This window comes from Dendronalium sp. ChiSLP03b (genome assembly GCF_034531165.2).
GTDB classification, from domain to species: Bacteria; Cyanobacteriota; Cyanobacteriia; order Cyanobacteriales; family Nostocaceae; genus Dendronalium; species Dendronalium minutum.
Genome location: NZ_JAVRBR020000053.1, coordinates 1 through 23,924, shown reverse-complemented (window position 1 = coordinate 23,924; position 23,924 = coordinate 1). Strand labels below are relative to the sequence as shown.

The window sequence follows — 23,924 nt, the reverse complement described above, 5'->3', positions numbered from 1 at the left end:
GGGTGAATCACCATCGGTTTTTTAGTTTCACACAGCGATAGCAACAATTTATCAACCAAGGGTAGACAAATTGGCGACAAAAGGCGCGAACCCCAACACTATGACCCCCGTTGCTAGATAATGGTGTGTGGTATTGGAAACGACCATTCTCGATACCGCAGCCTTGGGGAGTCTATGAGTCAAAATAGCCAGTCAACTGACTTGAAGTTTGTCGAAAAATTAGAAAATTCTCTGTCTGCGAAGATTGAGACATATTTTGCTGGTGTAATTGACTCTGACCCCGATGTGTTGGAGGAACTGCTTAAATCTAAAAACAGTGAGGGAACCCGTAGGGCTTACCGCAAAGATATCACGGATTTTTTTACTCGCATGACGGGAGTGCGTCCTCACCGGGATTCTATCTTGGAGTTTTTACACCTGGAGGGCCACAAAGCAACGCTGGTAGTGACTAAGTACAGAGCCATACTCAATGAAGCTGGACTAGCACCGAACACGATTAACCGCCGACTGGCTGCAATTAAGTCTCTGGTTGCCTACGGGCGAAAGCTGGGTGTGTGCAACTATGCTGTGGATGTAGACAGTATCCCAGTGCAGGCTTACCGCGACACTAGCGGTGTCACCGAGCAGGAATTTTTGAGCGTGATTCACCAGTGCGATCGCTCGACGCTGGCGGGGAAGCGGGACTATGCTTTGTTGCTGCTGCTGTGGGGCAATGCTTTGAGGCGAAATGAGGTCAGCACCTTGGACTTAAGGCATTTTGAAGGATCTAAAGGCAAGCTATCAATTTTGGGTAAGGGCAAGCAAATCCGAGAGACAGTTAATCTGCCAAAAGTCACTGTGACAGCTATTACTGACTGGCTGATCTCAAGGGGTGGTGATATGTCTTCGTCCCGCCCGTTGTTTACTTCGGTTGATTTTTATGCAGAAGGTCACAGGTTAACTGGGGATGGCATCTATAAAATAGTCAAGCGTTTGTTTAAACGGGCAGGGGTTGAAAAACAGATGTCCCCGCACCGTTGCCGTCACAGTGCTATCACTGCTGTACTTGAAAAGACTGATGGCAATGTGCGGAAAGCCCAAAAACTCAGCAGACACGTAAAACTAAATACGCTTCAGATTTATGACGACAACCGCAACCGCGACCAACTGGAGATGTCAGAGCTATTGATGGATGGGTTGGATTAAATTGGTGGTCACATCTGTCATCTCTACTTGATCCAATCAAATAGTCTTAATGGTCAAAAATATTACTTTCGATTCCAGTATTCTTTTTGGAAGTAAGATATACCCAATTCAAGGGCTTTATCGGTGCTTGTTTCTATAGCTTTCTTTAAAGATTCATCTGGCGTTGAAAGAACTAACAATCTTTATTACTATAGTGTTCCCTCCCAGACAGTTATAATTCGATGTCGTCATAGCTCAATATTCCGTTATGTGACTCTCATGCTTGTATCTGACAGTGGGAGATTAAAGCGGAATCCAATCCCCCCGATCTATCCATTCTTCTGCTTCAGTCGTCTCCCAAACCAGTAGTAGTTCTTGTGCTAACTGCCCTATCGGTGTCTGGGGGCGCACCCAGAATATCCCCCAACTGTGTCCACCTTCTGACCAATGAGATTCTAAATGCCCTGGCATTGATTTGCGGTTGTCCGTTATCAACAACCGCTGCGCTCCCTCCAGATAACGCAGTATGTCTGGATCTAGAGTTCCGAATGCTGGTGCATCTGGATCGCCCACGCACAAGATATCGATGCTAGGGTTGAGACGAAGAGTAGCTATTTTTATTTGTTTTGACAGATTTTCATCAAGCAGAAAACGGATTTTCACTCTCGTTTACCTACTCTCTAGCCCTAGAGTCTCGGATTGCTCTTAAGCGCTGGATCGTTGGCGATGGTTCAGCAGACCGCCATTGATCGTAGCGTTGGTCGCGCCAAGCATTTAATCGCTCCATGTATGCATCGACATCTTCTTTGTTGTGCAAGTAGTAGGTGATAGTCGCGTAAATCTTTTCTAAGGAAAGTGAGGGGAAATGTTCTCGAATTTGCTCTGGTGTATATCCTTGCTGGTAATAATCAATCACATTGTCAATACCAATGCGATGTCCTTTAATGCGGATGTCATCGGGGGACATAAACTCGAAATAATCTTCTAATACAGTTGTTGAACTATTCATGAGCTTTTATTCTTAATAGAACTTGGTTTCAGCGCGGTGGCGCTAACTCAAGAATTCCGGTGACACGCCAAACCCGTTGATTCTCTCGTACTGCCAAAAGTGTTAACGCCCTTCGATAGATTCACAAGATCGCCCAATTTCTCGCCGACTGACAATTAACGCCTATTTAGATTTTCTCTGTTTTCCCACTGACCACGCTACTTCTCCCCCCTTCCTTTGTCCTGCTCTGGTAAACACAAAACCAGCATCTTCAAACTTTGTACCATACCCCCGAACTGTAGCTCTCGACAATTTGAGCAGAGTCGCCAGTTCCCTCGTGCTGAGTAGCCAACCATTTTTATAAGCTTCTTCCAATGCCCTCAAATGGGCAACTGGGTCAGGAGCCAATGCCGGAAGTTGGCGGACGATAGCGGGAATTAGCCGTGTCACCAACCCTTCAATCAGTTGCGGTAGTTGACCGACCTGACTGGCGGTCAGTCCGGTTACTGTTAACTGACCGTCAGACTGACTGGCATCATCAAACTGTGAGTCCAAATGCTCATACTGACCGCCTCCATGACTGGCGTATTGGTCGGCAAAGTCCGCCATGCTGCCACCCGCTTTCATGTGAGCATCTAGCTGGTCAAGCAACTCTAACTGCTCTCCACTGATATAAGACTTATTGCCGATTTTGGTTGGCTTGATGCCTAATCGATTAATGCGATCGTAAAGGACGGATTTAACAATCCCGTACTGATCGGGAAGTTGGGCTACTGGCACTCGGTCGAGTTTGGTCATAGTCGGCGGTCAGACTGGCAGACTGTTCTGTTTGTCTAACAGCATAAACTTGGCGCTCTTAATTAGCAATTCTAGAAAACAGCATCGAGAAACTCGTGTATGACGACATCAGAGTGAGAAAGAAGGCAGCTAAAAATTAGCGATCGCGGTTTTGGGCGGTAAATGATCTGAAACGGTTTAGTTTGCCCCTGGTGTCAGCGAAACCGATAAGCAACTTTATCGGCAATTGAATCTCAGTTTCCCACATAACAACGGAGCGATCGCGTTTCAGAAAGTACGATGTAAATCTGGACTATGGTTCTGGTTTGTGTATATAGACCCAAAGTCTCATTTCAGTTAGATATGTTTGAATGTTACAGCTTTCAATAATGCTGAAAAGCAAGCTGTGTAAACGTTAGACGAATCTTACAGATAAGAAGACTAAGCACTCCAGGGATATCTAGGATGCGCGTTTAGAATATCTGAAACTTAAAAAATACCCTTGCTAGCCATTTAGTAAGGGTATTCTTGTTTTGCTCACTTTTAGTAAACACCTGTATGTGATGCTTTTGCTTGAACACCACAATAACAACTTTTAGATGGAGTAAGGAAACCTAAAGCTGAGTTGACAAACTCCATCAGTGAGCCATTTGGCTCTAGGGTTACTTATCTTTTATAGTTCAACAGGTAAATAAATATGCTGATAAGGGTAAAAGTCTCAAAAGCTTTCTTTAACAAGGTTCAATCCAATGAGTGGATCGACGGCTTGTTTCAAGGGAATCAAGGATGTTGGGTTTATGTGGAACTAGGTGAAGAGTATGAGTATATCTCTAGTCCTAAAGATGACCCAAAAACTGAGTACCGGATATTTAGAGGATGTGACGTTTTCTATGCTGATAGTTTAGAGAACTTAGAAAATGAGAAGTACTTAGGTAGCGCAGAGAACCAAACAGTCATCATTTACTGTTAAACACTGACATTTTGAGCTTCCAAACCTCCAATTCTCAGTTCGCCACGTCTTTTCCTGTGGCGGACTACAATGTTGTCTCGATTTTCTTTGACAAACTGCTCTACGTTTTCTAAAGCTACTTGAACTACTTCACCAGTTTTAAGATGAAAGGTAAACATAAAAAATGTACTGCTAGCAAGGACGCGAACGCTTCGCTAGCGAAGCGTTTATTATAAGTCAAATTCTACGTTGTTTTCTGAATTTTTTCATCGCTACAGCGAAAATTTTTATCGCTACGGCGAACTGAGCGCTAAAACTATTCTACGACCAGCAAAAGCAAAAAGCTGTTTCTACCTTCTCCCAAAATTCCCCAATTTCTCTACGCAAGCCACAACCGCGCAATAAAGCTACGCAGCACTAGCTGCCTAAAACCTTTATATATCTAGCTTTTGAGCAAGGTGCGAAAATTTGTTGCTTAGTTATTTCTTACCTCTTGCTAATTTGTCAACACCTATACATGGCAACTTGTATACAAGTTGCCATGTATAGGTGTAACTTAAGGTGTAATCGTACTGGGATTAATAGCAGTAATTTCTGAATAACGGGCAAAATCACTAATATTAAACGTAAGGATATGGGTCAGCCCATGCACCAGCATAGCTGCTGTCAGCCGTGCATCGTGGACATTGATCCCTTCTACCTGATACTGTATGACAAGCCGCTCCCATTCGTCGTAAATGCTTGCGGTATCCGTCAGAAAAGTAAAGAAAGCTTTCAGCCGGATGATTTCTTCCCTAGCTTCAGAGGCAGTGTGACCCAGCCCATTTTTATTAGCTGGACGGGTATACACATTCCAAAACTCGATGAGATTCTGTGGTACGATGCAGAGCGTTTCTCCCTGATTCCGCAGCAAGGAAATTGCATTGGTGGCCGAGTTGTACATTGGGTGGTTAGGGTCTGCGCTCCGCAGCAGAACATTGGTGTCAAGCAGATAAGCCACTAGAGCCTCTCGTCCTCATACATACTTTCCCGGCTAACCGCATAGTCCGAAAGGGGAGGTGCATCATGGCGGTGACTTGCTGCCCATTCCCGGAAAGCTGTTACCCATTCAGATGCTGTTGCAGTTTCATAGAAAGGGCGTTCTGTTGATGGTTGCACCAGCTGCAATAGCATGGTGTTCAAGTGAGGTTTAATCTCCGATGGACTACGGTTGGAAATCTTCGCTAACAAACGGGTAATTGTTTCAATATCCTGACTATGGGCTTGTTCTAAATCACTCACAACAGATTTTGGTTGACTGTTCATAAGCTATTCCACATCTAATTCAAGTTAATCGCTTATTTTTCAGCTTACTGATAAATTCCTGTCCAGGTCGCACGCTTGAAACTTGTCTACAAATAAACTTGTCAACTTGTAAACATTTAAATATATTAACGTGTAAACACTGTTATATGTAATCTTATCTACATGAAAACAATCGCCATAATTTCTCGAAAAGGCGGTGCAGGTAAAACAACCCTGGCGGTGCATCTTGCTGTTGCTGCTACTATTGATGGTTGGGAAACAGCGATTATCGACTTAGACCCACAAGCTTCGGCTACTGGCTGGGGGGACAGTAGAACAGTTGAAGCTCCAACGGTCGTATCAGCACAAGCTGCCCGTCTGCCAAAAGTTTTAGAAGCAGCCGCAACTTCAGGGGCAGATATAGTTTTTATTGATACAGCACCGCACTCGGAAACCGCAGCATTAGCAGCTATCCGTGCAGCTGACTTAATTTTGATTCCCTGTCGCCCTGCAATTCTTGATTTAAGAGCAATCAGCGATAGCATTGACCTAGTAAACCTGGCCAAGAAAACTGCAACTGTCGTTCTCAATGCTGTCCCTCCACGCGGTTCCTCAGCAAGTGAAGCCAATGAAGCAATTGCGACCTATGAAGTTGCAGTCGCCCCTATTCAAGTAGGACAAAGAGCTGCATTTGTGCATAGCCTGACAGCAGGACAAACAGCTCAGGAATATGAACCGAATGGTAGGGCTGCATCTGAAATCCAACAACTTTACAAGTGGATGTGTAAACAAGTAGGAATATAAACATTTTTACTTGTATACAAGTAAACTTGTAATATGGGTTGAAAATACACGACATATATATAGATATGGCTAAAAAGAATCTTGCAGACGCTCTACAACTTGCATCTGGAAAACCAGCGACCAATGAACGCTCTGTTTCTCAATTGCAGGCTGCTGATAAGCCGGAGTTACCACCAAGCAGACAGGGAAAAAAAGCGATCGCTGGTCATTTTGACCCAGCTGTATCTAAGCAGTTAAAGCAATTGGCACTGGAACAAGACACCACAGTTCAAGCCTTGCTAGCTCTTGCGTTAAATGACCTATTTGAGAAATATGGCAAGAAGCCAATAGCTTAAGCCGGCGATCCAAGTGCGATCGCCTTTCCTTTGGTGAAAAATTGTTAGTCAAGAGCTTGAGCGCTTTGCGCCATCGCACTCCACAACAAAAAACCCCGGCGTTAAGTACCGAGGTTCGGGGGAGAAGCCCAATAGTCGAGCTTGAGATACCGATACCGAAGGCGCAAAAATCTTAGCTAACGCTAATACCAACCAAAACTAGAGTGGTGACAAGTAATGTAGCGAAGACACCCTGTATAACGTATTTGCGTTGTTCCCAAATTGCAGGGTACTCAGCGCAGTATACCTGGGGTTCACTTGGGTAGTTGTTGAGAACGCCGTTTTCATTAACAGTGGTGTACATAGTTTTTTTATTGCTGGTTTATTAACTTATGTAAATCAATATAACAATATTGTTACAATTGGTCAACAGGACTTGACACCAAAAGGCTGATAGCGTTAATAAAAGTTGCTTATCAGGAATGGGGTACTCAGGCGATCGCCTCAAGATAGCAGATGGGAAAATACTCTAAAAAACCTCAAAGTAAGAAACTCCAAGACAGTATTTCTTACTTTTGTTGTCACAAGCCGCGCAATATCAATACTTTTGGTCGCCATTACCGCGCAAGTAAGTTGTGCGGTCGCACCTATTTCTTAATTTCCTTCAGTCCTCTTTAAGGTTGAAACCTTGGAACAGGGCGCGAATTATTAATACGTGTTGTACTTACAATGCCCAAATGCTTACAATTCGAGATTAAACACATCAAGAATAATCTCGATTCTTTTCTTTTTCTTCTCAATTATCCTGACTATAAAATCCTCAAAATTTTCTTTAGGATAATTTGGATTTGGAACCTTTTCATTTATCCCTATAAAAGTAACTTCCTCTAGAAGATTATATATACCCTTTCTTTTAGTTAGAAACGGACTTAACTGAGTATATAGTATTTTTAATTGTTCTATATGAGTTCGCGCATCTATTTCATTTCTAGATGAATATCCTGTTTCAAGCCTACGATTGATAATGCTTTGAAGCTCTTCATAATTAGCTTCTTCAGTTGAAGTTCCTCTTCTTACATAAATTGAATTTTCTCGAATACCATCTCCCTGTGCTTGTGAAACAAAGGGAAGATGGTTAGAATCCCCAGTCACATAAATAACTTGAAACTTCTTTCCAACTAAATCTTTGTAATCAGAATCCTGATATGAAAAATCTCCAATATCTATATCTTCTAATAGAACAGCAGGTAGATACTTCTTAACTTTATCTATAATAACTTTTTTATCTTCTAGTTCATCAACTCCTATTGATTCAAGAGTTTTATCTTCTTTTTCAGAAACACCAATTACGAGACATCCACCACCAAAGTTAGCTAATCCTAACAAGTGACGGGCGACCTTTGGAAAGGTTGGTAATTTTTCCTTAAAATCTACATTAGGAAATTCCCCAAGATTGTTTTTAAGAATATCTCTAAAACCTTCTCGTGTAGGATTCTCAAAAAACTGAGCAAATTCCTCTTTGAATGTCTTCCGTTTTGAATTTGTAGTCATGCTCTAGTAAAACTTAAAAATTAAATGCCGTATTTTGAATATTAAATATTGTTTCGACCAAATGATCTTGAAATTAGTAACTTACCAGCAACTTCTAAAAGTGAATTGATATTCTAGTAAGCCTTCTTATTCTATCAATAATCTTGAGAAGGACGGCGTGCAACAGGGTTGTTAGCCTGCTGGGCTGTTGTCTCTAGCATCAGCTTAGAATAGCGTCGTTTGGTGGTGAATCTAACCACTGTGTTGTGTTATCGTACTTTGCCGCGAATGTTTTTGCTGTACTAATATCTGTTCTTATCTGCGCTCCTCGCAGGTCAGCATTAGTCAAGTTAGTATTATCTAAAAGTGCCCCAGAGAGGTCTGCACCTTGTAAATTAGCACAAGATAGATCGGCATTGCTCAAATCTGCTCTTATCTGCGCTCCTCCCAGGTCAGCATTAGTCAAGTTAGTATTATTTAAACGTGCCCCAAATAGGTCTGCACCTTGTAAATTAGCACGAGATAGATCAGCATTGCTCAAGTCAGCGCCCTGCAATTTTGCATTTTTAAGATCGGCATTATGTAGAACCGCTTTGCATAAGATTGCACCATTCAATTCTACGTCACTTAAGGCTGCTCTTGTTAGCTTTGCATCTGTTAAATCAACGCTATTAAGTATAGATTGTTTCAATATCGCACCAATAAGTTTAGCTTCTCGCAATATAGATCCGCTAAGGTCACTCTCTGTCAAATCCGTACCCGCGTTATCCTTATTTACTATGCTCCAAACTAGGCGACCGCTATCGGGCAAGATAGTTTCATCATTAATTAGCACTCCATGTAATATGACTCCTTTTATATCTGCATCTTTGAGATCAGCAGATCGCAAATCAGCATTTGTTAGATTGGCTTCAGCTAATTTAGCACCTTGCAAATTAACTTGTCGTAAATCTGCTTTCTCAAGATTAGCGCGAGTCAAGTCTGCGTTCTTTAAATATGCTCCTCGGAGAGAGCCATCTATAAGCCAACCGAGCAATCGTAATTTTCTGACAGATTCAATAGCAATTAAATTGTTCGGACTCCCCATTTGTAAAATAATTTCTTTTTTTTCCTGGCTAGTAATGCGCCATTGATTCAATTTGTCAATAATTAGAATAGTGAAGGCAATACTAACAAGATCCGAACTAACGTTTGCGTAAAAATCCTGCACAAATTGCTTTTGATTACGATTTTGATATAAATAATCAAAGCTCAATTTACCAATTAATAACCCCGTTAAAAGAAGCACAAAACCTAAAAATGTTGGAAGTTTTTCTTCTATAAATTCATAGATATTGTGAGTAAAAAAAGGCTGTTTATGGGGAAGTTTTTTCATATACTCACCTGTTCAGAATAAGCAAAAGAAAATTAAATACGTCTCCCATTTGACTCCTTCTCCCAAGTAAGTGTAATCCTAAAGTGAGATACAGAATCTGCGGGAGATATGACCAAACCCGCAACAGCATTCATTCTTACCCCAAATTCAACAGATACTTTATCAGGGGTATCTTCTAAACTGCGAATTTCTCTAATAATAGAACCAGCGATAGGTTTAATCGCACTAATAGCAGATCTAAAGCTTTGCCCTGATCTTTCTACAAATGGAGATTTTCTAAGACCTCTAGTTGAAATATCTTCCTCATCTCCTTCAATTTCGACGAAGGCAGTGGTGCCATCTTCTAATGAAAACTCTACTAATTTAGATGGTTTAAATATTCCCATGATTTTGATTTATATGTTTCCTACAATTTGGAAAACTTATAACTACTTAGTAGTATAAGTGTAAGATACAACGATAAGCAAACACAATATCAAACTTTAGCTGGTCAATTTATAGAAACTTGAAACTCTACGACCCGGATTTCTCACTTGTGAAAAATCCAGGCTGTGCATTGCAAAAGGGTTAATCTGCAAGTATGAACTTATTTCTAGCTGCGACCGAGCAAGGAAGTTTCGCAGCACTGGCAGCCCCAAACCTTTACTACAAGTGATTAGCAGCCAAAATCAAATAACCGTTGCTTAACTACCTTTCTTACTTAGGCTGGCTTATTTATTTAGAGTACAGTACATACTCTGCCCTAACCCGAAAGCAAATATTGACCCAGGCGCTCCCGTATATGCTCTTCTCTTCCGTAAAAAACCTATTACATTACTCTTCTGGTATTCTCACACCATGAAAAGCAGAGACGCAAAAACCGTCATTGTATTGAATAGCTGCTTTTCCTTGAGCGTGTAAATGCCCTTGTTCATCAAATGAGATTTGACAAGGACGGTTATAAACTAAACAAGAGTCTGGATAAGCAAAAAGCCTGTCACACTGCTGATGTATTTCTAGACAAAGTTTAACTATAAAATAATTTTCTATATTAATTTCAGAAACGCAAAAATCATACCACCAAAAATAGGGATAAAGAGAATTAATTCCTAATTTATCCGTGTCAAAATCATCATAAAAATCACAAAACTTAATTTCTTTAATTAACTTATTTGTTATCTCTTCAGATGTTAGCCTTAATATTTCTTGTACTTGATTATACAATTTGAGGTCTATTTGCAATTCAAAAGGGACATTGAGAATTTGTTCCAATCTCTTTGACCATACTCCGATACGCTCTCCGAAACTTGACCCATCTAATTTACAAAAATTATGTATAGCAATGCGATTGTTTCGGTAATAATCTTCGTTTATTTCTCTCAAAGTTATATATTTAACTAAAGCATAAGGACTATCAAAAAAAATAATATTTGGCTCTGATTGACCAATAAACTCATAAATTTTTTGAATAATTCTTGCTACTTTATTTTGGTCAATTGGCTCGGTGGTCAGAAGAATTCTTCGCCATTTTTCTTGATACAGAGGAATCATTTTTTTTTGCTTTGGAGTAAGTAGAAACATTATTTTAGTATTGTTATTCCTCTATTATTTTTAGCCATTCGTCACATCAATATATAGTCGCGCTACACGATTGGGCTAATTCGTGTAATACAAGCCTCAAAGTCTTTTATCCTCATTAATGAACCCGCCCCGAACGCTGGCAACTACCGCCAGAAAAATACCACCATATTCTGGTCGTGATTGATGTGGTTCATCTGTTACTTGCTGACCAAAGCTTACGATATTCTCTGTTTATTTCTCTCACATTAATCGGTGAATACTCTCGCTTACTTAACTGGTTTCGGTGAGCGTTAGTCATACTATATAAATCCAAATCGGGTCTTGTTTTCGCACACTAGTAGCGATGACGGGGACACATTTACCCCACTCCCACTTTTGCAGTACTGTACGGATGATAAATTCTATAGTTTGACCCATAGAGCCACAGAATTGCTCTTGTGCAAGGTTCTTTAAGTTCTCTTGAGTAGCGGGAATGTAATGGAAATAAGTCATGTTAATGTCAAGATTAGCAAGTTGATAAATCCAACCCGCTCCAAATCTTTCTACTAATGGATAAATTGCTTGACTTGCAGCTGACTCGTTTTCTGTAAAATAACTTCTGGCTGTATTTTGCTTTGAGGGTATTGGCAGCGTCGTCCAGAAAAGCCTTTCCTGTAGCGAATGTGCAACAGGTTCATAAAGTAAATCCGTCTTTTGTAACCAAAAATCTGACTGTTCTAATAGCTGGTTTATAGCCATTTCTTGAAGCATGGGAGAGCTATGAATCATTTGTTGTAGATCCATAGCTATTTGTTTTTTGACCTGACCATAGTTTGGGTCTAACCTTTTACGCCGTTTTGCTTCACCCATTGCAGTTCTCCAGCTTTCAACAACAGCATTCTATTTACTCGAAAACAACCATTAAATACAGTCAAGGTATATTTGAATAAGTTACTGACTACGCTTGACTGCACAGCCGAGGATTTTTCATTAACGCCAACAGTTTAATTTCTGACGACTTGAAATTATCTCTATCTATTTACCGAGAATCTAATACCCTATTCCAAGAAAAATCCATAAATATTTATATTTGGTAATTCCTGTACAGTTTACGGTTTTTTAATTTGGATTCCCTAAAATGTCAGAGAGCAACTGAACCGTATTGGGCAGCGATAACGAAGTGTCTGTCGATGCTAGCAATCATTTACATAGCTCAGGCATCAGTCTAATTTTGGCAGTAGCAGACATTGCTTTGAAAGAACGTAGCGCCGAGGGGTAGAGTGAAAAACTTTATAGAAATTCCCGCTCTCCAACTCTCTTACAGCAATACTTACAGAGACAATCCTTTACTCCTTGTTTCACGAACTGGCTGTGGTTGTTGAAGTGATTGTGTTGACTGGAGGTATTCCTCTAATACCGACTTTGCTTTGTGCCAATGGTCAATATCGTCTTGCTCGATTTCTCCTACATGAATTGGTGAATACTCTAACTTACCTTCAGAGATTTTATTCACTGTTACACGAAAGATTTCACCTTTTGTGTCATGTGTGTACACTAATTCTCTACCAAGTTTGGTGAGAGTAGATTGTTTAAATCTCAGACTATTTTTATCATTATCCTTGAGGAGATGATTGATTATTCCTACAGCAACAGGCACAGCTAAAGTTAATAACTCCTGCTTGAGTTGCTGTTGTACTGGGGGTGATAATTGGGATTTTTTTTGTTGCAGTCCCAAGTTTGATTCAGCAATTAATACCAATGCTCTTGCTTCTTCGTGGCTCCATAAGGCAGGGCTGGCTTTCAAAATTTCTTCAACATCATGGGCTGGTTTCCCATCTTTTAGAGCTTTGGCTGCAACTGATTTATCTCGGTCTGTGACCAATTCACGCTCATAACCAGTACTGTAATGCCTGTATAACTCTAATGCTTGAGAGTCAGTTAACGAAGATTTCATTTCAGACATAGATTCAGCTTTCTTAGTTAATTCTTGGAGATTATCTGTAACTTCAGTAGATAATGTGTAGTTGATTGTCTGCTGATTACTTGGCATAATTTGAGCAGTTTCTAACATTTTACTCAGGCGTTTAATTTCGGCATCGTCTCGTTTGGGGTCATAGCTTACGCTTAATTCTGTCTGAAGCTTTTTAAATGAACACTTATATTTATTTAAATTCCCTCCCTGTTTCCAGAGTAGTCGGGGCGTACCATCTTCATTAACTGAACCTATATCAATACCAAATTTAATACCCCTTACTCCGCCGTGACCGTAATAACTGACGATGGCTTTCACTTGATTTTCTCTCCATAACTGCTCAATAAACTGAGGCATTGTCGGTTTATTTTCTGCCACTTTTTCAATCGCTCGGCGCATTATTTCTTCACCTGGAAGCCCATCGCGTTCAACTCGTTCTAGTTGATTGCGGGTCATAGCTTTGCGTTTACTCTCCCAACTACTTTGAACTGGGGTTAGCTGAAATTCTCGCTCTAGTAGTCGGGCTGAATGTTCTGAATAGGCGTAATTATTCCAGGTACGAATAGATTTACTATCGAGGTTATTAACTCTTGATGCAACGATGTGGGTGTGGTCGTGTTTTTTGTCAGAGTGCCGCGCTATAAAAAAGTCATAAGCTGGTAGCTCTGTCTCAATAAATTCATCAACTAGCTGGTTTAGCTTGGTGTCAAATATTCTTTTTAGAGGCTGTTTAACTTGGGATTCTTCCCCTTTTAACCGCGATAGCACAACGACATTCGCAAAATGCCTCTCAGATATTTTGGCTAATTCTTCATCATTAAGTGTGATGTCTGTTTTGGGAATTGACAGCATTAGGTGGTAGCACGGGTCTTTTAGTTGGGGGTTGAGATTGGCTGATAGTTTAAATTGCTCAACTAGTTTATCAGTGGTTTTACCATACATATTCCCGCCGATAATTTTAGCTTTCTCTTTATCGATGACGTATTTAGTAGTGCCGCGAAATGATTTGTTGGCTTTAATTTTAGTAATCATTTCGCTAATCCTTATCTGAGATAGGTTGAGATAAGCTGGCGTGAGTTTGTTCGATGAGGGCAGCTAATTCTTTTATAGTTTGCAGATATTCTTTTACTTCATGAGTCAGAGGTTGGCTACCAATTTTTACCGCTTCGTTGATGGCTCTGGTTTGCTGGTTGAGGTTATTCCCAATTTTCTTTAGTTCGTAGATAGCTTGTCGATTAACTTCTCTTATAGTTAATTTTGGGTGTGGTAGAGGGTAATCAAATAACCTCGCTCTAATATAATCGCTTTGCACCACTCCATTACACCGTTGTTCTAGCCTTAATTTCTCTGCCGTGCTGACTCTAAATGTAATAGTTATCTCTCGCTTATCATCCGGTTCTACTACCCGATTACTTAGCGTGTGGGCTAGTTCATTACTTAGATTAGTGCGAGGGTCTGGTTGCATAACTAGGCGTTTAGCTATCTGAAATTTTATTTTTTACCGGGTTATTCGCTGTAGCTGCAATGGCACGAAGTGCCGCGCAGGTAGGCGAATAACCCGGAACTTTCTGACTCGTTCACCCCTCGGAAAGACGTGTTTAGTGGGGGTTTGGGGGACACCCCCAACAAGCAATTCACGCCGCCTTACCCGAAGGGTAAGGGAGCGCGCAGCGCGTTACGGCGTATTGCTTGCCTATGCCCCCGCGACGGGTGTGGGCATACGTCGCGGGGGCAGCGCGAGAACTCGGCAAGTACAAACTGTGGATCACAGCGAGTACTGCTTTTTTAAGCCTAGTCTAGTCTAGTAACTCTGTAACAAATGTTTGTTGATATTCGTCACATATACACATTTATCTTAAAGTTTTTGGGGCGAAAGTTTTTTTACAATGGGATAATTTGTTACTACTACTGCTGACTATGCCCCGCAAACCTAAAGCTGTTCCTTTATCCAAAGTAGAAGACATTCAAGCCAGTCTCAAACAAAAGGCGGCTACACCTAAGACTATTAGCCTGTCTGATTTGGTCAAAAGTTTGGCTAAACCTATTCAAGATATGTTAGACGCTGGCTACGATTACTCAGATGTAGCCGAGGTATTTAAAGGGCATGGGGTAGAACTAGCGGCCAGTGGTCTGAAGAGTTTTCATAAAAAAGCTGATTCAACAGATGCTAATCAATCCGGTAATTCTTCAACGGTTGATTCTAAAGTTGATGACGAGTCAGAGCCATCATCAACTGCTGATTCAATCGAAACTAATGACTCGGTTTCAGCAGTAGAGTCGGATAGTTCATCAGATAAGAGTGGTGAACCATCCGACTCATCACCATCCCAAACTACGAGACGAAAGAAACCAACGGCTAAAGCTTCTGCCCAATTTAACATCACTGATAGGAGTGAATTATGAAACGAATAGTGATGATACTGGGGGGCAAAGGTGGTACAGGGAAGACTGCCTTTACTCGCTTATTACTGGATGTAATGCACTCAAAAGCAATTAATTATCTAGCTTATGATGCGGATACAGAGAATCCAGAACTGTATGAGTATTATCAAAACTTTGGCACTGGGGTAAGGCTGTTGAACTTCATCGAGGTGGCTGAGGCGAAACGCTTCTTTACAGAAATAAAAGCCGAATCACCAGATTCAGTAATAGTAGATATGCCAGGGGCATCAAGCAATAAAACCAGGGAAATTATCAGTAAGTTTGGACTATTCAAAATTGCAGGCGATTTGGGTTATCGGGTAACGCTGGTGACTGTATTAAACCTTGGTTATTCAGTGATAACCAGCTTAAAAACGATGGCAGAATTCTGTGGTAATCAGGCTGATTATGTCATAGTGAAAAATCTCTGCTGGGATAAAGGTTCAGGTTTTCAGCGCTGGGAGAATAGTAAAACGTCGGGAGCGATCGCCTCACTTCAAGGTATAGAAATATCTATGCCAGAGCTAGAATACTCGACCTTTGACACGTTGATAGAGAAAGGTCTGCCTTACTCGGCGGCGACGGAAGAGAATGGATTTCCTTTTGGGGATTACCTGCTAGTGAGTGGGTTTTTAGATCAAGCTAAACCAGAGCTTGAAAAGGCTGGGGTTTATTTGGGGTTAGAGCAACCAGAAGTTAAATCAGCTGCATCTTCAAGCGCTACGACTTCAAAACAGCCAAAAGCGACTGCATCTACTTCTCGCCGGGGTCAAAAGAAAACCAATGAGCAACAACAATAATAACAGCAACGGTAATCACAGAATTAGATCTGGGGGAGATGTGCAGCAGGGGAAGCAGGGGGAGCAAGAGCTATTAAACAACAATTCTCTTTCCTCCCCAGCCTCCCCAGCCTCCCCAGCTACCCCTGCTCTCTCTTCCAGTGAACTGGGAGAAGTGAAAACAGCATTGGGCAGATTGTATAAAGAGTTTGAGAGTTTTAAGCAGTCACAGAAAACTGAACGCGAAAGGGATAGGGCAGAGTTACAAGCATGGGCGCAAACGAATTTAATTCAGAATCAACTCCTCAGCAAAGCGATGGTGACTATCGAGATGCTGACGGGAGAACTGAAGAATCAGAATCTCTCTTGTCAAGAGTTCGAGCAGAGCAACGAGAATTTGAGGCAAGAATTAACTCACTTACTCAGTCAGTCACAGAGTATAAGCAAATCCTCATCGACGTTAGAGAGTTTAGAATTCAAAGGGCTAAAGAGCGAAATTCAAGAGCTAAAGTCGAACTGGAACAATCTGTTGATTCACACCAACAAGTTGACTACGGTTATTCAGGAGTTGAAGAACAGCCCTCGCCCAGAGCCAATCACCATAGAAAAAGAGGTTTATCGCTCTGAACCCATAGGTAAATATGGAACGATAGGGTTGTTTACTGCATTATTTACTTTGTCGATTTTCCTTGTATTCAATCAATTTATTCCCGTAAAAATATCTGACGATATCCACAACTATTTACAAGGTATCTGGCAACGTACAGGCTATAGCAATACCAAATTACAGCGGGTTGAAAGGTATCTAGGTACTGACCCTAACCGCAAAAAATAAGTTCACTCTAGCGGTGTTTATTCTAGATTTTTACCGTGAACTTAAACTTGATAAGTTGTGGTACAACTAAGCCGTACTAGTTCAGCTTAATCATGTAATGGCTAACTTCATGTGGAGGGTATGAATAGAGGTTTTAGCACTGCTGATTCTAGTACGGCTATTCATTTATTTTAGCCTTAAATAGATTGTCAGCAGCTAGTGAAGGTAGAGCTTACGAGCTGTCATGAGATATCAACGCGCACAGTATAGTTGAAATATTATTTAAGTATTGCTTTGAAATTTCCTGGCAATATTCAGAAGCGTTCGCCAAGCTGTCTCGCTGATTGCTCCTAAAGAAACTTCAGACAAGGTCAGCTTTGTATCTACAACTTGACTGTTTACGGACATTCCCATTAAGCAAGGTATTCGATTTCTAATTCCCCAAATCTGGCGACACTCTTCATCTTCAGTAATTGCTAAACCAAACCCAGTAACCCAAACCTTTTTACCTTCAATTTCCATGACTCCAGGGTAAGGTATGGCTGAACCTACAAGAGCGATTATTTCACTATTGAAAGCAGGATAGGCAACAGACATTATTTCCAATACTTCTAAAGCTGCCAACTCACACCATTTTTTAGCGCTAGCAATACTGTTAAACTTCACAGGTGCTAATAGCTCTTGATATCTAAACTCTGGATACTCACAATTGGGATCGCTTAACTGTAACTCTGCTTTTATTCCCTCAAGTCCATGCTCTACGATTCCTTTTACGCTTCGCCCTGACTTCTCTGAGCGATGAAAATTGCATAGTAACAGCTGCCGATAAATGCGCTCACTTTGGGGTTTATCTGCTTCTAAATCACGCCAGTTGATTGAGCGAATGTTGTTGATCTCAGTGCAGAACCAACTGTGGATTCCATCTCCTGCTGGGTCAGAAATTTCATAAGCAGGAGCGATTATTAAATCAGTTACTTTGGTAACTGTCATTTTTAACTACCTTTAAAACGTAATCATCAAAAGCTTGTAAGTTCAAAATACACCAGCTCAAAGGGTTGTGTTTCATGTTTTCTTTGCGTCTAGATTTTTCATCAAATGCCCAACCAAGGGCGCAGATGAGCGCGTCTCACCCTCACCCCTGGCTTTTGCTTACTACCGATGCGAACATCGTTTGATTGTCCGCACTCCCAGATGTAGACTAGTTCGCCGTTGTAATCAGCTAATGAGTCCACACCGAATCGCCACACGCTATTAGCTGCGTCCTTAATATGTTGCAGTTGGTCAATATTAAATCCTGCAACAGCCTGACGCAGTTCTTCAATTTTTAGCGACAGTACAAGCTGACCAAGTGACGGGAAATCATCCCAGTTATTAATCATCTGTTGGGTAACAGATGGAGTGGTGACGACCTCTGACGGTTCGGAGGTCGTCACCGTGACGACCGAGTGACTACCTGGAACGCTTAAGAGTGAAGGGTTTGACTCCAGTGACGACTTACCCCCCTCATTCTGCTCTATAGGAGATTGCATCAAGCAGCATTGGTTACTGCTCTTTATTGCTGTTTTATTGGTTAAAAGGTCGTCACTTAATAAAAGTCCGTCACTATCAAGGGTTTGAGTCGTCACAGAGGTCGTCACTAGGTCGTCACCCTTTTGATTGAGGTCGTCACTAGTAGAAATTAACAAAGGGAAATTCTGTCCGGGTTTGCGGATCGCAACGCAAGTAATAAACCGTCCTCTGTTGGTTTTACGCTTTTGTGCATCAATCGCCAGTTGAGCTTTCAGCAAGTTCAGCAACGTACTAGAAAAACGCTGCTTGTTCATTGTTCCTTGCCCGTTGTTGTTGGCCCACTGGGCATAATTGGGATACAAAAACTCTTCGGCGCTTTGGCTGATGTCACCGATACCCGTTACTGCATTGGGGTCATAGTACAAACATTCATCAGCCCAGTTAGCCAGCGGGTTCGTCTCCATGAGGACTTCTTTGCTGAATGCAGCCAGTGACGGCACTTTGTTGTTTGTATCCACAAAGTAATCTTTAATTTCTTGTTCTGGCATCGACAGCACCCAGGACAGGAAACCAGGAAGATAAGGCGCGAACTCTTCCATCAGGTCGCGCCGCTGGCGGGGAGGAATAACACGGTTAAAGGGCATCGACAGACGACGGCGAGCGGTGGCGTTGGTGTAATCGGTGCTTTGCATCGCTTCGTTTGCAGCTACCATGACCACGCCATCAAATTTAAAACTGCCTGTTTGCTGTACGCCTTTTTTCTCGTGTCGCAGGTCGTCATAGCCTGTGATGGATTTAAAAACGCTGACATCACCTGTGTAGCGTTCGGAATCAGTGATACAAATTAGCTTCTTGCCGTAGAATGAGGCAGTCTCAAAGCGATTCTGTTCTAGTTGCTTCAGTGTGGTGATGGCGTAGTTTTCTTTACCTACTAGCTCTTGCACCAGTCTCAGTAATGTACCTTTGCCAGTGCCGCCAGCACCGATTAACTCTAGATATCTTTGCATCTTGCCGCCCCGCTCGGTGATGGTGGCGTTGATGGCAGCGCGAATCACCTCTACCCAGTTCTGTTTGCCTTCGCAAACTTCTAGTAGCCATTCCTTAATCGGGTCGCAGCCGATACTACGGTCAGACCACTTAAAGGGCAACTGAGTTAGCATTCTATAACCGGGAGCGTGGGGGTACTCTTTGAGGGTATTAATATCTAGTACGCAATCTTGTAAACAAATGAAGCCGGGGCAGACCTCCCAGTGATTAATCCTTAAATCACCCTTGAGGAGATTCAGCGTATTCGCTACAAAACGGTAGCTAAAATGTTTTGTAATAGAGCGCAACTCGGTAACTATGATGTCTTGGGCTTCTTCATGGGGAATTTCACCCCAGACACCTAGTTTTTGTTGTGCTTCATACCAGTACCATGCTTTATTCGCTACGTGCCAAGCTAGGCGATTGCGGTAATTCTCTGCTATTTGTGCCGCAAAAAAAGCCTCTGACAGGGTTTTGTTATCATCATCGTCTTGCTTAAACTGACGTTCCCAAGTTTCAAAGTTAACAGCCTTAGCTAGTACTTTATCTCTGAAAGCGTCGCCGCCGTTGGCCTGAATGTAATCGTCCATCCCTTTCCCCTCTGCTGTACTCCACAAACCTGTGGCAATGTACACAGGCACTTTAAACTTAGCTAATTGATAGGCCAGTTTTCTCTGTGCTGCAACCACATTTTTGTTAGTTTGGGCGCGTTCGTCCGCGTCAAAGGCAATAATCCAGCCAAAGCCAGCACGGGCTAACAATTCTAAGGTTTCGACTAGGTAACGTTTGCCTTGGGGGTCGTTAGCCGCGGATGTTAAGCCTTGTTCAACACCAGCGAGTCCAACTGTAGGGAATCCGTTAGAACAGCCGGCGATCGCCTTCAATAGTCCCTCAGTGGCAATTAAGCAAGGATGACCGTTGATGTTATAGCAATGTGCTTTGAGCGCTTCTAAATCTGACCAGTAGCGCGGATTATCAGGATGACGGGGTAGCATCGCGTCATATTCTTCTTTAGTGGCTGTCCGATACTTGGGCGCTTTTTTCTCGTCTGCGCTTTTCCAAGGCTGGTTAGGGCGGTACTGCCCAAAACCGTTGACTCCTTCTAGCCAGATGCCAGCTGATTGTGCTGTATATCCTAAGCGATCACTCGCTTCTTTTATTGACATTGAGCGACAGTTAACAGCTATCCATTCTGGACACAAGCCCCGCTTTGTGACGCACTCTTTATAATGTCTGTCTGTCAGTCTGTTAGCAGTCAGCGTTGCAGTTTTCTGTGTAGTATTCACTTTTTATTACTCCGAATTTTTCAAAATCCGGGTAACTCCTTATTGCAACGCGACCGTAGAACTAGTTATCATAGAACTGCGCTCGCGGTTCCGAAAAGTCTGACAGGACATTTTCACTTCGGAGTTACCCGCGTTATGAATAGTCAAATGACAGAACCCGCTTAACTTCCCGGTCGAGCGGGTTTTGTCGTTGAGCTATGGATAAAAACATCAATTTAATTGCTCAAAGGAGCGTTGCCGTTGCCTCCTTGCCTGAGAAAAATGGTTAACTGCCACCTGTTCAAGTACCCGCTTAATCCGGGTCTAGTCCACAGCGTTAGTCAGCATTGGTCATTTTTCCTTCTCTTTTCTTGGTTTAACCCATTCTAGAAATGCACTTGGCTGCACTTCATAAAAATCACAAATTTTATCCAAAACACTAGGGCTTGGTCGCTGTTCTGGGTTGTTATAGAGGGCGTAGGCAGTTCCCTGAGCAATTCCTGTTTCCTTACCAAATTGATAAGGAGTTATACCCCTTGCATCAATAAAAGCTTTTATTGTGTTACGCACTGGCATTACTAATAACTACTTGCTATATCAGCAACCAATTATCCTATGAGTCTGTGCGTTCGCACCACCTCCTTAATTTTCACTAACTACTTGATAATATAACAAGTAGTTGCTAGTATATTAATGTCAAAGTTATCAATACGTCAAATAACTCAGGACAAACGCAAGTAAGACCCAAGTGCAAAACGCACTTGGCGGTTTCCTTTCGAGGGTTGCTTCCGCTTGCAAGCGCTGTTCTGACAGGATTCAACTATTCACAGCAATATCTGCATTGCGTCTGCTCTATATTTGCGGTCGCGGTAATTGTGCGTGTCTATATCAGGACAGAAGATTCATGCATATCAATTTACGCAGTTTAGAAGCAATCAACGAACTACCAAACAAAGGAGAAACAATGCTGACATCTAATCATCTTAAACGTTTACAAGCAACAGATCGCTGGCTCAGAGAAATCCGAGACTCGCAGGAATTCAGGCAATTGGAATACTATCCAGACGTAACGCTAGGAGATGCCATTCAAGCAGTGGGCGAACTGCTACAGTCACACGACCATTGTGATTACAACAGAGCGAATCTTACTGATGACCAGTGGCACAAGTATCTAGAACGCTTACCAGTAATGCACATTCGCCGTGTGACAACTTGGCGTGAAAAGATAAACTTATTCCTACTTGATGCAGCGTCAGAAGTAGCACTTTTGAGCTTGCTAACTACTAGTTTTATGGTTGTTGGTGCTATCTTTTGCTACGGCGTTGACCGCATTGAGCAAAGCAGAGGTGAGGAATATCAGCCCACATGGATTTACAACGCAAAGATTTTTGAAGGAAGCGCCATTGCATCTATCGCCATCTTCCTGGGTGCAAGCTTGATAGGCGCGTGTGCAGCTGGAGATAAAAATGATGATTGATAAACAGCTTGTAGTCTGCGTTACGCTGTTGACCCAGAGTAAGACCTACTGGATTGATGGAACCCTGTACAGATATTTAACCAGTAGCGATAGTATCAAACACACACAGTATTATTTCCGTCCTTTGCCGCGTCAGTCTAAGACTGCTGACTTAAAGCTCAATCGTGACAAAGTGCTAAGGCGCTGCTACGAAATTCCGAGCTTATATAAGCAGCACACGCCCCAGATAACTGAAAACTCAATACAACTGAGTTTGTTCTAACCCTTGGTAACATCTACTACCGCGCCTCGCTGACCAAGGCAAAGGTACAAGCGCGTCAACTAGTCCAAAAGGGGCGCTTTTAGGGGGGTAAAAGGAATTTTGTCAATATATCATCAACTCTGGCAAGCCTTGTTATTGCGTGATTCTAGCCGACGAAAAAACACACTTTGAAATGTCCGCGAGTTATTTTTCAGAGTTATTGATAGGTTTCAGCTAACGGGTCGTACCAAATACCCCTTTTTAGCTAATTACCTATATCAAGTTTCTTGGATTCATCCGGAATACGCATCGATTTTTAACACACGTAAGTAATACTTTGGGGGTAATGTGGCAACAAAACAGTATATCGCTAAGTATCATCAGCTAAAACAAGCCTACGAGCGCGAGTTAGGAAAAGAGATCGCTGATATCACTTGGTATCGAGTGGTGGCTACTTTGAAACAGCATTTTAATTTCAACGTGCTAAGTAGCGACGCGAGCAAGATAGTTGAGACATTCGCCTCCTTTAAACGGCGCTATGGCAGCTTTACAGGCCGGGGTGAGGGGTTTAGTGAACGCTGGCAAGCATTCAGACATTTCTATGAAATAGATACTCTTTTTCATGGAGGAGAGTTCTTAAAGCTTCTTGCAGAGCATCTAAAAATCAATCTTGACGACGTACCGCGTAGCACTCCTTACTACTGGTTTGAACGTGCTGAACTATCTTTCAGCACTGAAAATATTTACCACAGCAAAGATTTAGCCCTTGTCGCGTTTGTTGCTGCTAAATGGGCAATCAACAAGCGATCGCAACCGATGAAATCCGCAAACATCGAAGTTTTAGCAATAGCCAAATAGGAGCAATCACCATGCCTGACAAGTTTACTAATAACGTCCGCGCTCGCTTGTATAAACAGGGTTATCAAGGATTCACCAAAGACGACTACACAACAGCAGCGCTCGCTGTAGAATGCGATGACCTTAACAACCCCACCAAAGACCAATTGAGCCAAGCCGTTGACTATCTCAAAGCCAAAGCGACAAGCCAATTATCTGTGGCTGATGAACCCGTTGAAGAAAAATTTCTCTTACAAGCAGAGTCCCTTCAAGCCGAGACTGAACTTGAAACAGGTGCGCTCGCGGTGGCCCCTCAAGATGTAGGAGAGATGATAAATTCTAAAGCTTCACAAATGGGCGTAATCCTCTCAGAGCAACAAATCAATGACATAGCCGATAGCGTTGACACCTCAGCAACCACCTTTGACGAAATCCTAGAACAAGTGGAGACAGCACTACTGGCTTATGCTGACTTCTCAGCAAATCAGGTTGACGCAAAGATTGACCGGACATTGACAAGGGTACAAGAACGAGTAGTTAATCGTCACGAACAAAGCAGAGATAAGCTATCACTTGGCTTAACGGGCATTAGTGCGGCTTTGGAGGCTAGCCGTAATCAAACTAAAAGCCAACTCTCAGGCATCCTCGCTAGGCTCAACACGGTTCAATAGCGATGAATTGACACTGCTTGAATGCTTGGTAATTCGCTTTTACAGTCTGAGCTACTTTTCAAGAATTGCTGTTAGTTTGGGTGCGCTTGCTGCTGTGATTTTGCCCTTACATTACTGGGTCTATCTGCCAATAACAGAGCATTTAAACTATCAGCAATATCTCAAACGAAAGTCAGCTATTGAGCAAT

General features: G+C 42.1%; 28 protein-coding genes. 11 read left to right on the top strand and 17 right to left on the bottom strand.

Annotated elements, in window-relative coordinates; all coding sequences use genetic code 11:
* The first annotated feature begins 174 nt into the window (after positions 1-174).
* The gene (locus RMY31_RS13895; protein ID WP_409877941.1) at positions 175-1,185 is read left to right on the top strand and encodes a tyrosine-type recombinase/integrase; all 1,011 of its coding nucleotides are present in this window, start codon (positions 175-177) and stop codon (positions 1,183-1,185) included.
* A 282-nt stretch (positions 1,186-1,467) separates the two neighbouring features.
* Here RMY31_RS13895 and RMY31_RS13890 read toward each other — a convergent pair whose 3' ends face one another.
* From RMY31_RS13890 to RMY31_RS13880, 3 genes are all read right to left on the bottom strand, one after another.
* Positions 1,468-1,827 (bottom strand): hypothetical protein, encoded by a 360-nt coding sequence (locus tag RMY31_RS13890; RefSeq protein ID WP_409877940.1) that lies wholly within the window; start codon positions 1,825-1,827, stop codon positions 1,468-1,470.
* 10 nt (positions 1,828-1,837) lie between these two features.
* Positions 1,838-2,173 carry a DUF433 domain-containing protein gene (locus RMY31_RS13885; protein ID WP_409877939.1) on the bottom strand — a complete coding sequence of 112 codons (336 nt, stop codon included), beginning with the start codon at positions 2,171-2,173 and terminating at the stop codon, positions 1,838-1,840.
* A gap of 162 nt (positions 2,174-2,335) precedes the next feature.
* Positions 2,336-2,950 carry a MarR family transcriptional regulator gene (locus RMY31_RS13880; RefSeq protein WP_409877938.1) on the bottom strand — a complete coding sequence of 205 codons (615 nt, stop codon included), beginning with the start codon at positions 2,948-2,950 and terminating at the stop codon, positions 2,336-2,338.
* A 676-nt stretch (positions 2,951-3,626) separates the two neighbouring features.
* Between RMY31_RS13880 and RMY31_RS13875 the strand changes: the two genes are divergently transcribed.
* Entirely contained in the window at positions 3,627-3,899 is a 273-nt protein-coding gene (locus RMY31_RS13875; RefSeq protein ID WP_409877937.1) for a hypothetical protein, read from the top strand.
* On the opposite strand, the gene RMY31_RS13870 is transcribed toward RMY31_RS13875, so the two are convergent.
* The 3 genes from RMY31_RS13870 to RMY31_RS13860 form a co-directional block, all read right to left on the bottom strand.
* Positions 3,896-4,057, bottom strand: coding sequence for a hypothetical protein (locus RMY31_RS13870; protein ID WP_409877936.1), 162 nt, complete (start codon positions 4,055-4,057; stop codon positions 3,896-3,898). The genes RMY31_RS13875 and RMY31_RS13870 overlap by 4 nt on opposite strands.
* 377 nt (positions 4,058-4,434) lie before the next feature.
* Positions 4,435-4,878: a type II toxin-antitoxin system VapC family toxin gene (locus RMY31_RS13865; RefSeq protein WP_409877935.1), complete on the bottom strand. Its 444-nt coding sequence runs from the start codon at positions 4,876-4,878 to the stop codon at positions 4,435-4,437.
* Positions 4,878-5,183 carry a hypothetical protein gene (locus RMY31_RS13860; protein WP_409877934.1) on the bottom strand — a complete coding sequence of 102 codons (306 nt, stop codon included), beginning with the start codon at positions 5,181-5,183 and terminating at the stop codon, positions 4,878-4,880. Before RMY31_RS13860 ends, RMY31_RS13865 begins: the two co-directional genes overlap by 1 nt.
* A gap of 162 nt (positions 5,184-5,345) precedes the next feature.
* Here RMY31_RS13860 and parA point away from each other — a divergent pair, with 162 nt between their 5' ends.
* Positions 5,346-5,966: a ParA family partition ATPase gene (gene parA / locus RMY31_RS13855; protein WP_409877933.1), complete on the top strand. Its 621-nt coding sequence runs from the start codon at positions 5,346-5,348 to the stop codon at positions 5,964-5,966.
* Between the two features lie 65 nt (positions 5,967-6,031).
* Positions 6,032-6,301: a ribbon-helix-helix domain-containing protein gene (locus RMY31_RS13850; protein ID WP_409877932.1), complete on the top strand. Its 270-nt coding sequence runs from the start codon at positions 6,032-6,034 to the stop codon at positions 6,299-6,301.
* A gap of 172 nt (positions 6,302-6,473) precedes the next feature.
* Here RMY31_RS13850 and psb34 read toward each other — a convergent pair whose 3' ends face one another.
* The 8 genes from psb34 to RMY31_RS13810 all read right to left on the bottom strand — a co-directional run bounded on the left by psb34 (position 6,474) and on the right by RMY31_RS13810 (position 14,161).
* Positions 6,474-6,644, bottom strand: coding sequence for a photosystem II assembly protein Psb34 (gene psb34 / locus RMY31_RS13845; RefSeq protein ID WP_409877931.1), 171 nt, complete (start codon positions 6,642-6,644; stop codon positions 6,474-6,476).
* Positions 6,645-7,021: 377 nt separating this feature from the next.
* Positions 7,022-7,831, bottom strand: coding sequence for a helix-turn-helix domain-containing protein (locus RMY31_RS13840; protein ID WP_409877930.1), 810 nt, complete (start codon positions 7,829-7,831; stop codon positions 7,022-7,024).
* A 199-nt stretch (positions 7,832-8,030) separates the two neighbouring features.
* Complete coding sequence (locus RMY31_RS13835; protein WP_409877929.1) at positions 8,031-9,185, bottom strand: pentapeptide repeat-containing protein; 1,155 nt, start codon at positions 9,183-9,185, stop codon at positions 8,031-8,033.
* Positions 9,186-9,217: 32 nt separating this feature from the next.
* Entirely contained in the window at positions 9,218-9,571 is a 354-nt protein-coding gene (locus RMY31_RS13830; protein ID WP_409877928.1) for a CU044_2847 family protein, read from the bottom strand.
* Between the two features lie 427 nt (positions 9,572-9,998).
* Positions 9,999-10,745: a DUF6745 domain-containing protein gene (locus RMY31_RS13825; protein ID WP_409877927.1), complete on the bottom strand. Its 747-nt coding sequence runs from the start codon at positions 10,743-10,745 to the stop codon at positions 9,999-10,001.
* Between the two features lie 294 nt (positions 10,746-11,039).
* Positions 11,040-11,594 carry a hypothetical protein gene (locus RMY31_RS13820; RefSeq protein ID WP_409877926.1) on the bottom strand — a complete coding sequence of 185 codons (555 nt, stop codon included), beginning with the start codon at positions 11,592-11,594 and terminating at the stop codon, positions 11,040-11,042.
* Between the two features lie 460 nt (positions 11,595-12,054).
* On the bottom strand, positions 12,055-13,728 hold the full coding sequence (locus tag RMY31_RS13815) for a relaxase/mobilization nuclease domain-containing protein (protein ID WP_409877924.1): 1,674 nt from the start codon (positions 13,726-13,728) through the stop codon (positions 12,055-12,057).
* Between the two features lie 4 nt (positions 13,729-13,732).
* Positions 13,733-14,161 carry a plasmid mobilization protein gene (locus RMY31_RS13810; protein WP_409877923.1) on the bottom strand — a complete coding sequence of 143 codons (429 nt, stop codon included), beginning with the start codon at positions 14,159-14,161 and terminating at the stop codon, positions 13,733-13,735.
* 452 nt (positions 14,162-14,613) lie between these two features.
* On the opposite strand from RMY31_RS13810, the gene RMY31_RS13805 reads away from it, so the two are divergent.
* From RMY31_RS13805 to RMY31_RS13795, 3 genes are read left to right on the top strand one after another with little or no spacing between them, the layout of a single operon-like run.
* Complete coding sequence (locus tag RMY31_RS13805; RefSeq protein ID WP_409877922.1) at positions 14,614-15,099, top strand: hypothetical protein; 486 nt, start codon at positions 14,614-14,616, stop codon at positions 15,097-15,099.
* Complete coding sequence (locus tag RMY31_RS13800) at positions 15,096-15,917, top strand: hypothetical protein (protein WP_409877921.1); 822 nt, start codon at positions 15,096-15,098, stop codon at positions 15,915-15,917. The genes RMY31_RS13805 and RMY31_RS13800 overlap by 4 nt, the downstream gene beginning before the upstream one ends.
* Complete coding sequence (locus tag RMY31_RS13795; RefSeq protein ID WP_409877920.1) at positions 15,901-16,731, top strand: hypothetical protein; 831 nt, start codon at positions 15,901-15,903, stop codon at positions 16,729-16,731. The genes RMY31_RS13800 and RMY31_RS13795 overlap by 17 nt, the downstream gene beginning before the upstream one ends.
* A gap of 261 nt (positions 16,732-16,992) precedes the next feature.
* Here the strand turns inward: RMY31_RS13795 and RMY31_RS13790 are convergent, their stop codons facing one another.
* From RMY31_RS13790 to RMY31_RS13780, 3 genes are all read right to left on the bottom strand, one after another.
* On the bottom strand, positions 16,993-17,700 hold the full coding sequence (locus RMY31_RS13790) for a hypothetical protein (RefSeq protein ID WP_409877919.1): 708 nt from the start codon (positions 17,698-17,700) through the stop codon (positions 16,993-16,995).
* A gap of 101 nt (positions 17,701-17,801) precedes the next feature.
* Positions 17,802-20,531, bottom strand: a complete 2,730-nt coding sequence (locus tag RMY31_RS13785) for a DUF3854 domain-containing protein (protein WP_409877918.1) — start codon at positions 20,529-20,531, stop codon at positions 17,802-17,804.
* Positions 20,532-20,861: 330 nt separating this feature from the next.
* Positions 20,862-21,086: a helix-turn-helix domain-containing protein gene (locus tag RMY31_RS13780; RefSeq protein WP_409877917.1), complete on the bottom strand. Its 225-nt coding sequence runs from the start codon at positions 21,084-21,086 to the stop codon at positions 20,862-20,864.
* A 328-nt stretch (positions 21,087-21,414) separates the two neighbouring features.
* Between RMY31_RS13780 and RMY31_RS13775 the strand changes: the two genes are divergently transcribed.
* The 4 genes from RMY31_RS13775 to RMY31_RS13760 form a co-directional block, all read left to right on the top strand.
* Positions 21,415-21,987, top strand: coding sequence for a hypothetical protein (locus tag RMY31_RS13775; RefSeq protein WP_409877916.1), 573 nt, complete (start codon positions 21,415-21,417; stop codon positions 21,985-21,987).
* A gap of 589 nt (positions 21,988-22,576) precedes the next feature.
* Complete coding sequence (locus tag RMY31_RS13770) at positions 22,577-23,086, top strand: hypothetical protein (RefSeq protein WP_409877915.1); 510 nt, start codon at positions 22,577-22,579, stop codon at positions 23,084-23,086.
* A complete protein-coding gene (locus RMY31_RS13765; RefSeq protein ID WP_409877914.1) occupies positions 23,017-23,736 on the top strand; it encodes a hypothetical protein in 720 nt (239 codons plus the stop codon). The genes RMY31_RS13770 and RMY31_RS13765 overlap by 70 nt, the downstream gene beginning before the upstream one ends.
* A gap of 7 nt (positions 23,737-23,743) precedes the next feature.
* On the top strand, positions 23,744-23,924 hold a 181-nt coding region (locus RMY31_RS13760; protein ID WP_409877913.1), incomplete at its 3' end, for a hypothetical protein.

Bases quoted from the DNA above. Each gene is read 5' to 3' on its own strand.
- RMY31_RS13810 (WP_409877923.1), bottom strand. From the start codon at position 14,161: ATGCAACCAGACCCTCGCACTAATCTAAGTAATGAACTAGCCCACACG.
- RMY31_RS13880 (WP_409877938.1), bottom strand. From the start codon at position 2,950: ATGACCAAACTCGACCGAGTGCCAGTAGCCCAACTTCCCGATCAGTAC.
- RMY31_RS13895 (WP_409877941.1), top strand. From the start codon at position 175: ATGAGTCAAAATAGCCAGTCAACTGACTTGAAGTTTGTCGAAAAATTA.
- RMY31_RS13790 (WP_409877919.1), bottom strand. From the start codon at position 17,700: ATGACAGTTACCAAAGTAACTGATTTAATAATCGCTCCTGCTTATGAA.
- RMY31_RS13820 (WP_409877926.1), bottom strand. From the start codon at position 11,594: ATGGGTGAAGCAAAACGGCGTAAAAGGTTAGACCCAAACTATGGTCAG.
- RMY31_RS13775 (WP_409877916.1), top strand. From the start codon at position 21,415: ATGCATATCAATTTACGCAGTTTAGAAGCAATCAACGAACTACCAAAC.
- parA (WP_409877933.1), top strand. From the start codon at position 5,346: ATGAAAACAATCGCCATAATTTCTCGAAAAGGCGGTGCAGGTAAAACA.
- RMY31_RS13825 (WP_409877927.1), bottom strand. From the start codon at position 10,745: ATGTTTCTACTTACTCCAAAGCAAAAAAAAATGATTCCTCTGTATCAA.
- RMY31_RS13795 (WP_409877920.1), top strand. From the start codon at position 15,901: ATGAGCAACAACAATAATAACAGCAACGGTAATCACAGAATTAGATCT.
- RMY31_RS13870 (WP_409877936.1), bottom strand. From the start codon at position 4,057: ATGTTTACCTTTCATCTTAAAACTGGTGAAGTAGTTCAAGTAGCTTTA.
- RMY31_RS13850 (WP_409877932.1), top strand. From the start codon at position 6,032: ATGGCTAAAAAGAATCTTGCAGACGCTCTACAACTTGCATCTGGAAAA.
- RMY31_RS13840 (WP_409877930.1), bottom strand. From the start codon at position 7,831: ATGACTACAAATTCAAAACGGAAGACATTCAAAGAGGAATTTGCTCAG.
- RMY31_RS13835 (WP_409877929.1), bottom strand. From the start codon at position 9,185: ATGAAAAAACTTCCCCATAAACAGCCTTTTTTTACTCACAATATCTAT.
- psb34 (WP_409877931.1), bottom strand. From the start codon at position 6,644: ATGTACACCACTGTTAATGAAAACGGCGTTCTCAACAACTACCCAAGT.
- RMY31_RS13800 (WP_409877921.1), top strand. From the start codon at position 15,096: ATGAAACGAATAGTGATGATACTGGGGGGCAAAGGTGGTACAGGGAAG.
- RMY31_RS13885 (WP_409877939.1), bottom strand. From the start codon at position 2,173: ATGAATAGTTCAACAACTGTATTAGAAGATTATTTCGAGTTTATGTCC.
- RMY31_RS13805 (WP_409877922.1), top strand. From the start codon at position 14,614: ATGCCCCGCAAACCTAAAGCTGTTCCTTTATCCAAAGTAGAAGACATT.
- RMY31_RS13830 (WP_409877928.1), bottom strand. From the start codon at position 9,571: ATGGGAATATTTAAACCATCTAAATTAGTAGAGTTTTCATTAGAAGAT.
- RMY31_RS13780 (WP_409877917.1), bottom strand. From the start codon at position 21,086: ATGCCAGTGCGTAACACAATAAAAGCTTTTATTGATGCAAGGGGTATA.
- RMY31_RS13860 (WP_409877934.1), bottom strand. From the start codon at position 5,183: ATGAACAGTCAACCAAAATCTGTTGTGAGTGATTTAGAACAAGCCCAT.
- RMY31_RS13875 (WP_409877937.1), top strand. From the start codon at position 3,627: ATGCTGATAAGGGTAAAAGTCTCAAAAGCTTTCTTTAACAAGGTTCAA.
- RMY31_RS13815 (WP_409877924.1), bottom strand. From the start codon at position 13,728: ATGATTACTAAAATTAAAGCCAACAAATCATTTCGCGGCACTACTAAA.
- RMY31_RS13765 (WP_409877914.1), top strand. From the start codon at position 23,017: ATGGGCAATCAACAAGCGATCGCAACCGATGAAATCCGCAAACATCGA.